Raw genomic sequence first — 10,413 nt, forward strand, 5'->3', positions numbered from 1 at the left:
TGATTACTCTTATTTATCATAAAGACAGCAATGTATTTATGACGCCTATAGATATCAATATCGCGTTTCATCTGTAGCATGCAATGCTTCAGCTGCTTATAATCCAGGATCTCCATTTGGGAATAAGGAACGCTGCTTTGGGAGAGCGTACTCGCATTGGGAATGACTAACCCTTGCCATGTTGGTTGTAAATAACTTAATTGACTTCTTGAAACAACCTGTTGAAGATGAATAGGTACCATGCGAAAGGCATGAATTGCCGTGATGACTCTCTGATTTTCATCAAACAAAGTGATATGGTATTGCACTTGGTTAACACTTTTTTCAATGGTTTCACAAAATACTTGAAACGATTTAGGCCACGGTCGATACAACCTGAGTTGCTGAATAGACTGAGGGATATACACTTGATTGGCGGGCAGTTCTCTTTGCAGTACTGAAACACACTGTAAAACCGAGTCAAACAATCTTGGGTCAAGGGTATAATTTTCATCCACTTCATCACTATTAAGCTGGATGCTTGCTAGACAACATTGCTTGTTTTGATCGAGCAATAGGCTTTTAATACCTTGGAATGCCGGTCCATGAAACCATCCCTTTTCACGAAAGGTTTGATAAATTGACGCAACCGGGTAAGCGTGAACACAGTCCTTCATTTTATCATTGAGAGTTAATTCCATTAGCTCTATTCGCTGAGCAATAAGCCTGGAATGAGGTTTTATATTATCTAAACTGATTTTAAGCTGATTACCTCTGGTTTCATGATTCAGCTTGATTTCAACTGTATCCTCTTCCTGTTCGCAGAAAATAGGCGATAACCACTGTATATCATCCAACTGCAAAACCTGGCTGTTCAATTTACTAAAGGCAAACTGTGCCATATGATAGACATGAGCTACCCCAGGAAGTATGGGGGTTCCAAATAATTGGTGCTGACTAAAATAATACTCTTGCCTATTAAGGAAAATTGATTGCGTCTTTGGCTCAGCATACCAATAACGGGTTTTGGCGAAGGGATAAAGAGTAGTTACCCCTTTTGGTTGATTGACATAATCGCTAAGGATTACATGGCCATTACTTCCACCAGCACCAAAAGAATTCAAACCACATAAACGAGAGCCAGGTGCAACTGACCACTGTTCTTTGCTCTGTAAGACGCGTAATTTATTTTGATCAAAGTTACAATAAGGATTCAACGGTAAAGAATGCGCATTGCCATAAAGGCAATTATTTCGATATTGCAAAATAACTTTAACAAGCCCCGCAAATCCAGCGCATGCCTCACTATGTCCCATATTACTTTTGACAGATGAAATACTAAGTGAATGAGTAAACACTGAGGACAAGGCTTTCGTTTCAATCGGATCGCCTAATTTTGTTGCGGTGCCATGGGTTTCAACAAAACACACTTGTTCATGCTTGATATTGGCTTTCGTTAAAGCCTTTTGAATAACCTCTTCTTGCAAATGAACATTGGGTACTGTATATCCATGCGTTTTACCACCAGAATTAAGCGCCGTCGCTTTAATCACCGCATGAATATAATCACCCTCTTCTATCGCCTGTGACAGCCTTTTTAGACAAAGCACCACTATCCCTTCAGCATAAACAAAACCATCTCCATTCTCAGCAAAACTATTGTTTTGATCAGTGGGTGAAAGCATTCTAAGATCACTTAACTCCACCATTTGACGAGGATGTACAATGAGATTAGCGGCACCCGCCAAAGCAATATCCGTTTCACCAGATAATAATGATTGGCAAGCCAGGTGTAGCGCCGTTAAAGAAGATGAACATGCAGTGTCTACTGTCAGGCTGGGTCCATGTAAATTTAATGCATAAGAAATTCTATTTGCAGCAGACCAATAACTGCAGGCTGAATTGGCATGAGATTGATTTTGCCACTCGTAACACCAGCTATAATAGTTGCCGCTTAAGCCAACAAAAACACCAATTTGATTCTTATCATAGATAGGTAAGCATCCTCCCTCCTCTAAAGCATGATAAGCATTTTGTAGTAGCAATCGCTCTTGGGGATCAATTAACCGAGCCTCACGTGGAGAAATAGTAAAGAAAGCTGCATCAAAACAATCAATGTTTTCCAGAAAGCTTCCCTTGCTTGCATAGTTATGCCCTGGCATAGGCTCTTTATGGAAATAGTCCTTTTGCGCCCAACGACTAACAGGCACTTCGGAAAAAGCAGTCCCTCCTGCTTCCAGCATGGCTTCAAAAGTCTCATAACCACTATGAGGTAACTGATAGCTTAAGCCAATAATCGCGATATCCTGTTCCGCAACTGGCGCCCCAACCTTTTCACCAGTTCTTTCCACTTGTTGATGCTGTGACAGACCCAAGTAACTAGCAAGCGTGGCTACACTGTGATCAGCAAATAAATCGGCAATACTCAGACTATTAAAATGAGGACGTAACTTTTGGTATAAATCGCTTAAACTTAAAGAATCAAATCCCAGTTCAGACAGTTTTGCTGATGCAGAAATCCCATTTGAATCAATATGCAGGGTGGCAGCAATCCTGCTCTTTAGATCCTCCATGGTGAATCCATTAGGTGATGAGCAAGAAGGATCGAGTTCTTTCCTGCCGTTTTCCTGAAGCATTGTAGCCACAAAAACTTGTTGTTGGGGATTAATACTATGAAGAGAGCTAGCTATAGTTTTTATTTGGGTGAGTCCAACCTCTTTAAGAAGTTCCAACCAGGAAAATGAGCATAATAAAGGCGAACCTTGGATACGATATTGACTGTCTTGCGTTTTCCACCACCCTTCAAAAAGACCAAAAATGGCCGTGGTATAAGGTGTCTTTTCAATTAATTCATTAACTAACAAAGTCCCTTGATCGTTTAGACAGCGCTTTAATTTTTGTAATGTTTCGACGATAGATGGCGTGGCATGAATAACATTAGTAGCGATAATTACATCGAATTGTTTTTCAAAGGGATGCCCACTTTTTATATCATCAATATTTAGCGCACAAAAGTTCATATTGGCGTAGGGAGAAGATAATCTGCTTCGTGCTTTATTAACCAGTGCCTGTGAAATATCGGTAAAAGTATATTCAATCTGATCCTGGGGCTTTAGCCGAGACAATAGCTCTACAGTAGTCGCCCCACTTCCTGCCCCAACCTCTAAAATACGTAACTTTCTATTCTGATCAATAAGGATTCTTAACTCTCTTGCCAAAGCAACATTGGCAAAATCTGCACTGCTATGTCCTTTATAAAACGATTCTACCAACTCGGTCTGGCCAGATGGAAAAATAACTTGATGGGCAGGAATACTTCGATTCATTATCTGCCTATATTGGTTGATTACCGTATCAAATAAACTGAGTCTTCCGCGATAGTCACTTGCCAATAACAGTTGCCTCAACCTCAATATTTCCTTTTGGTAATACTCAACATCATGTAATGACAACTCTCTTTCTTGCCATAATTTCTTTAACTCAACGTACAATAATTGGAAATGGCCCTGAAAGGATTCCGTAGCATGGCATAATTGGCAAAACACACTTAAGATGACGTAATCTGCGAGATGATTATCGAGATTATCACTAATCTTACTCACCAATAGGTCATCACGGTCAATTTTTGCGATAATGGATTCAGGGACATGATGAGCTATCTGACATGCAAGTTGACTCATTAGGTCATCAAAGCCAATCGGCCGCATATGATATTGGCTTAAGTATTGGCTGTAATCATTTCTAGCGGCCAAGCCAATTCCATCAATAACTCCCAAATAACTAAGCGTTTTTCTGGGATGGGGGCTTTGACGTAATAAGGTCGACTTGATTAATGACTCGTAACAATAGATGCTCCCTCCCAGATTAGGAAAGTACGCTTGAATCGAAGCAAAAACATGTATCGCTTTAACAGAATTTGTTAATTGATCAGAGGCAAGCCAGGCATTAGCATCCCAACGTTCTTTCAGTACACGTTGTAACTCATCAGCAGTCATTTGCACAAATAGTTGGTCATTGGTGGAAATCGCAAGATGAAATAAAGCATCAATCGAGTGTTTTTCAGATAAAGAGTGCAATTGGCGGAGCCATTGATGAGTATTGCTGATATCACATTGAACATAATTTATTTGTGGCGACTCAATACGCTCTTTTACCGTAGTTGATAATTCCGACCATGCTTTTCTGCCAACCAAGGTAACAGTTGCCTCGTAATTCTCACAAAGAAAATGACATAGCTCCAAACCCAAGCCACCAGTGCCACCAGTAATGACATAGTGGCCTTTTGTCTCGAAGGCTTCTGACTTAGTATTTGGCTTAAGTTCTACTAAAGAATGATGATACTGATGCCCATAAGTATCAAAACAGCAGATTGCTGAATCACCATACTCTAAAGAAATTGCCTTACCCAGTAACTCGGCATGTTGTAAAAAGAGTTTATCGGAATGAGCGATGGATAAAACTGGTTTGTTATTTTCATTTATCAGCTGGTGTAAATTTGATAACAACTGTTGATAATGGGTTAATCCTACCTTCTCCTCGAATTGAATTTGCTTAATATTCTTGGCCAAGGAATTGGTTTTATAATGATGACAGACGGTATAGAGCGATGCTTCGGATTGTTTCATAGGAATAATTCCCTTACGATAGAAAGGAATGTCTTGATAATCTCTATCCCAACGTGCATCAATACCGCGCAGCCAGCAAAATTGCAACAAACGGGTATGGTCAATTGTTGGGGAACTGTTCTGATTAGTCGACACTAATTTGATGGTACAGGATTCATTAAGGTGGATAAGACAATGACCATTCTCATCATTACCATCCTGATTATTCATATGCTGAACTTTTAGTTCAGCCAGTCTGGACAACTGGTTATAGTCTATGGATTTAATCCGACTTACCAATCGACTCGATAAAAATGCCTGAATCCCTTCATCACCATTTAAAATAGAAAGTGCATCCGTCAAAGAACAAATATCTTGTTTAAACAAGGCTATCCACTCTCGGTATTGCCATGGGAATGCTTGTAAACTCTCCTCTTCCGCAGCTTGTAAGGACCATTTCTGCGTTAACTGGACTCGCAACCACAGCAACTGCAATACCAAGCTTTTTGTTTGCACTGGCATAATGGAGTGCTGAAGGCAATCTAGCATTGAAGGGTTATTCGATGCATGAGCAAATGCTTTAAACGTATGCTGGTATTCATAAATAGACTGACATTGTTTAATAAATTGTGAAAACTGATCGTCAGGTAATTGTGGCAGATCAGACAATTCCTTAATGTATTTATCCAATGCTCGGAAAGACCAATGATCCTGATTATTCAAACGAATCACTGTTCCTTCATTTTGGGAAAATATTAAAGCGAACTGGCAAGCTGTACCATAGGCCTCGATTAAAATAGGTTCGGGTAAATAGTTTAGGCAAATAGTATATAATTCTAAACAGATAGCTTCGTTAGCAAAATCTAATTCAATACAGTACTCTTTTTCATGTGTGTCTTGCCATTCGCTTAAATCACCATTTGGCATTAGCCAAAGCATCGTCCTCTCTTCTGGTAAATGTCGTTGTTGTAATTGGGAAAGAGCAAAATGCGTTATGAAATTTTCATGATGCTGATAGTGTTGCTTCAACTGGGTTTTAAGAAGCAGCAACTGATCTTTATCTTTTGCAGCAAGTAACAGTGGTAATTTTCTATCAAGAGGTATATTAATGTCTGGTGAAGTAACACTCTCCAGAATAGCATGACCATTACTGCCTCCAAAACCAAAAGAACTCACTGCGACATGTCGATGCGGATAGTCCAACATCGTCTCATTAATCTGCAGATTGGCAGGCATAAGGAGGTTAGCTTGACCGGTCATATGATGTGGAGGAATTTGTTGATGCTGTAAAACAAGAATGCCCTTAAGCATCCCTAACAAACCTGCCCCGGCCTCCAAATGACCTAAATTGGCCTTGATACTACCGATGAAAACATTTGGATAGTGTCGTTGAATCGCCTCTAATTCGATAGGATCACCCAAACTTGTACCCGTACCGTGCGTTTCAACATAGTTCAGATCAAGTGACGCAACCATTTCCTTTGTTCTAGCTAGTAAATCAGATTGGAGCTCAACACTGGGAGCAGTCATACTGGGTGTTGTACCATTATGGTTACTACAAATACCAATAATTTTTGCCATTGGTGTAAGATGCAGTTGATTGGCCAGACTTTGTCGTGTCAGTAAAAGACATACCGCACCTTCCAAAGGAATGTAACCATCTGCGTTCATCGCAAAAGTATGGCAGCTGCCAGAACGTGATATCATTCCGGCTTGCTTAAAACTGTGATAACGATGCTTGCTGCCAATATGATTTACACCTACCACAAACACCCAGTCACATACTCCCGCTTCGAGGCTAAGGCAGGCATCCTGGACAGCAATTAAGGAAGAAGCACAAGCCGCATTAACCGTTTTACTCGATCCTGTAAAATTGAAAAAATGGGAGGCTTTATTAGCAATGGAGGCTTCGCAATGATTTAAAAAAAAACGACTATCCACCTGGACACCATCTTCGATCATACGATGTAAGTGATCAACAGACATTACCCCGGCAAATACTCCCGTGTTAAAAGATTGTAAGATTTCTGCTGAAAGATTGACAGACTTTATTGCTTTATCAATCACATGAATCGCAAGATATTGCTGTGGATCAACTTGCGATAGTTCTGATGAAGAAATTCCATATTGATTGACAAATCCCCAATCATTTAACAAATTAGCATTGGTTAACGATAATTCTTCACAGCGTTGGCGATGCTGGTTGGGGGTTAAATGCATTCCTCGTTTTTGACACAATGCTTCCCAAAGAGCGTCCAGTGTATGAATCGAAGGCAATTCAACACTGGCTGCAACTACAACACAAGGGTCTGTAACATCAACTACTTCAGAATGGGGTGCTGTTTTGTCCATTACTACTTACATCCTCAAGGAGGGGCACTTGAGGGATATCCAATATTTCCTGAGTACCGGTGCCACGAAAAATTCTTAATTGTTCGACAAAGTTAACTTCCTTGAGCAATGTGTCAGCAGATTTTAAAAACATCTTAGCGATATAGTAACGCCCTTCCGCCGTGTTTTTATCAATCTTAAGCAATTTAGGATTAAATTCACTAAACCGCGGTAAACTTTCTACAATACTTGGATCTATGGTGTACGATGTATCCCCATTAATAGCCACTGAACAAATAGCATAGCGAAGATACGCATAGAGTTTAGCCAATTGATAGGTTGCCTCATCACGTAGACTGACACCTTGATTGATATACGCCATTAAGAAAAATGCTTCTTCAATGGGATTCAGGCGAAGAAAATTGGCTATAGTGGCCACATCAATCAGCGGCTGACCTACTCGAGTAAACTCCCAATCAATCAATTTAAACTGATGACGCTTAGCACTATAAAGGATATTCCACGGATTAATATCAAAATGACAAATAACCTGTTTAATATCTTTTCTCAACACTGGATCAATCTGACGAATGAGGGAGATAGCCCATTTAAACTCCGCTAAGAAAGGCATAGTTTCAGACTGTCTCAGGACAGTATCAACCATTTCATCGAATTTATCTTTTTTGAAGAAACGGGTGATTCTAGGTTGTGCGCTATGAAATGTTCTTAATACTGCCGCCAGTTCAGCTAAATGAGACGGTTTACGCTGGATTAACCAGCTCATGTCATTCTCAACAAACTCGCTAATTTGAACTCTATTGGCAAAATCAATGCGCTCTACAAGGGGTCCCACACCTTGTTGGCTGGCAAGACTGTTAACTACACACTCTGGAATGAATGAAACATCACCATTTGCCACCACTTTAATCACAAACTTGTGTAAGCCTGTATCAAGGAAAAAATTCTGACAAAATGGAGATAATCCGCCTGATAGTAACCCCAACGTCCCTCTTGGCTTAGGCATAAAGCATACTAAAGCATTCCATAATCTTCGACCTATATCCTCGGATTTAGCTAAAGCCATGACACTGCTTTGAGTAAATGTTTGCTCCTGACTTTGGAGGGAACGAACCATCGCTGCCCAATCTCGACTCACTAATTTTAGTTTAGCGAGTTCAATAGGAGATAGCTGGTTGAAAATCTTATTCCAAACAATATGAGGTAAAGGTAAATAATGCAGCTGTGCTCGAGGTGCATGTTCCAACAAAACGATCTGTCTGAAATGGTATTCATTTATCGTAAGCATGGCTTGCTTGATTAACATAATGCTAATGAAATAACGACCAGCGTCACTTCCTCTGTCAACAACACCATGCTGGTCAGGACGATACTGATTAAATGCTGGAATGGATTTGATTTCCATCATTCGTACTTGTTCAGGATTCTTGATATTTGCTGCAAAACTAATCGCAAAACGTAGAAGAGCAAGCTGTTTCATTAGATGAAAATGCTTCATTTGTTCTTCAGATGGTTTTTGTCCAATATATTTCTCTAGCAAAAAGTCACTTTGGCTAGAACTCAAACGCAAAGTCGATACAATGGTGGCCAAATCTAATAAAGCGTCATTAACACCGGCACATTCCCAATCGATAAAGAAAATATTATCCTGTTGCACTAACAAATTATTAGGATTGATATCATTATGGCAGAGGTCATCCTCTCTAGTCAGAGTAGCAAAATAATCAAGCTGCTCAAGGGCATAAGCTAACAAATAAAACTCTGAATACTTCTGAATCATGGCTTCAAGCTGACTACGCCTTAAAAATATCAGAGTGGAGCTTTCAACCTCGGTGGGTCGTTTTAATTTTGGCCCGTTATGAATCTTTCTGAGTTTGGCGGCTAAATCCTCTAACTGGTTTGTATTGAGACTTCTCAATAAATTTGGATCATTGTCAACAAACCGCATGATAAAGATGCCAGAAGCAAAATCAAAATATTCTATTTTTGGAGCAACACCTGCTTCAGAAAAAAATAATGAAGCAAGAATCTCATGATGCCTTTCACTGCCATGATTAATTTGACGAATAACAAAACATTCTTTCCCAGTGTTTACCTTATAACTTGCCGCCCATGGAGAGCATCCTGCAGTTAGACGAACAATCGATACTGAATCTGTTTTTTTTGATAACACCTTCAACAAATGTGGCATCAGCTGGTCAACAGGAACCTCATCGTCACAATTTACTCTAAGATTTTGAGACTCAAAGGGAAAATTGTTCCATGCTCGATTAACTTTACTAAGTTGTGCCTTGCTGTCTTTATCGAGAAATCTAGTAATATTATTGACAACGCTTAAGGGGAGTTGATAAGAAAAGAACATCTTGGACCTTTTTTAAAATTCTTTTTAGTATACATTGCCCATTATTTTGATTCAATGATTTTATCTTGATCGATATTTGTTTTTATTTTATCCAATAAGGATGTCTCATACATATACGTAAAATCTAATACTATTTTCAGCCCGATTCTCGCTATTTTTTCTCCGATCAGGTGATTTTTGATTAGAATTTTATTAAATTACAAACTGATCCTAAGGCTATGCATTATTGGAGATAGAACAAGAACCTCTCTATCTCAGAATAGAATAAACTATTTTCAGTGGGATATATTTCCTCTTTGATAATAACAATTTTATATATTGAATATTTACTACTATATTTGACTGTGGGGATTTTGTGGGGATCAGTACAGCGCTGTTATGCACTGTACTGCAATTGTAGTGGGTGGCGACATTTAATTATATAATAAATTCAATAAGTTAATTTACAATTACCGGGCTTCGAACCAAGGTGTCGGGGGTTCGAGTCCCTCCGAGCGCGCCATTTATATCGTTTTAAAATCAATAAGTTACTTCAATTTTCTCCACCTTAGGGCACTTGGTTATTTCGTAAATTGTGACCAAAACGTGTCTAAATATTTCTTATCTCTTGGTAATAACTCAAATCAGGCAAGCTTTTCAAGGAGAAGAGAGCACTTGGTTTTTGTGTCCTTATTAATGCTCATTTCTTCATACACGAGAACAAATGGGGACGGCCCCCTTTGAGCAATATTCAATTTGCATAATTTTACGTCCCGGACCGTCCTCTCTACTGCTGAATCCTCTTATTCTATTTTAAATAAAACTATGCCCGCTTTGAGCGTTCCGTAGTGTGTTATAAAAACCGCCGGCATCGATTAGCTGTTTATGGTTGCCCATTTCGATAATTTTACCATTGTCCATGACCAAGATATTATCCATAGATAAAATGGTTGATAATCTATGGGCAATCACGAGAACTGTTCGGTTACTCATTGCAATGAGTAATGATTCTTGGATCAGTTTTTCAGTTAAAGAATCCAGCGAACTTGTGGCTTCATCTAAGATCAAAATAGGCGCATCTTTTATCAAAGGAAGAAATTATTACATTTTACAGGTTATTTGCCGAAAGCAATTTTTTTT

General features: G+C 39.2%; 3 protein-coding genes (1 of these 3 only partly in view). All 3 read right to left on the reverse strand.

Annotated elements, in window-relative coordinates:
* A protein-coding gene (locus tag Lste_RS19155; RefSeq protein ID WP_019349505.1) for an SDR family NAD(P)-dependent oxidoreductase crosses the window boundary here: on the reverse strand, positions 1–6,935 show its 5' portion. The gene continues 5,092 nt to the left of window position 1, outside the view; only the first 6,935 of its 12,027 coding nucleotides appear in the window; its start codon is at positions 6,933–6,935; its stop codon lies beyond the left edge, outside the window.
* Entirely contained in the window at positions 6,910–9,294 is a 2,385-nt protein-coding gene (locus tag Lste_RS10975) for a phosphotransferase (RefSeq protein WP_019349504.1), read from the reverse strand. Before Lste_RS10975 ends, Lste_RS19155 begins: the two co-directional genes overlap by 26 nt.
* 792 nt (positions 9,295–10,086) lie before the next feature.
* Positions 10,087–10,362 carry a hypothetical protein gene (locus Lste_RS10980; RefSeq protein ID WP_420324186.1) on the reverse strand — a complete coding sequence of 92 codons (276 nt, stop codon included), beginning with the start codon at positions 10,360–10,362 and terminating at the stop codon, positions 10,087–10,089.
* Positions 10,363–10,413: the final 51 nt, after the last annotated feature.

It is taken from the genome of Legionella steelei, assembly GCF_001468005.1.
GTDB lineage: Bacteria > Pseudomonadota > Gammaproteobacteria > Legionellales > Legionellaceae > Legionella > Legionella steelei.

Excerpts from the sequence above, each read along its gene's own strand:
- Lste_RS10975 (WP_019349504.1), bottom strand. The coding sequence starts at position 9,294 with ATGTTCTTTTCTTATCAACTCCCCTTAAGCGTTGTCAATAATATTACT.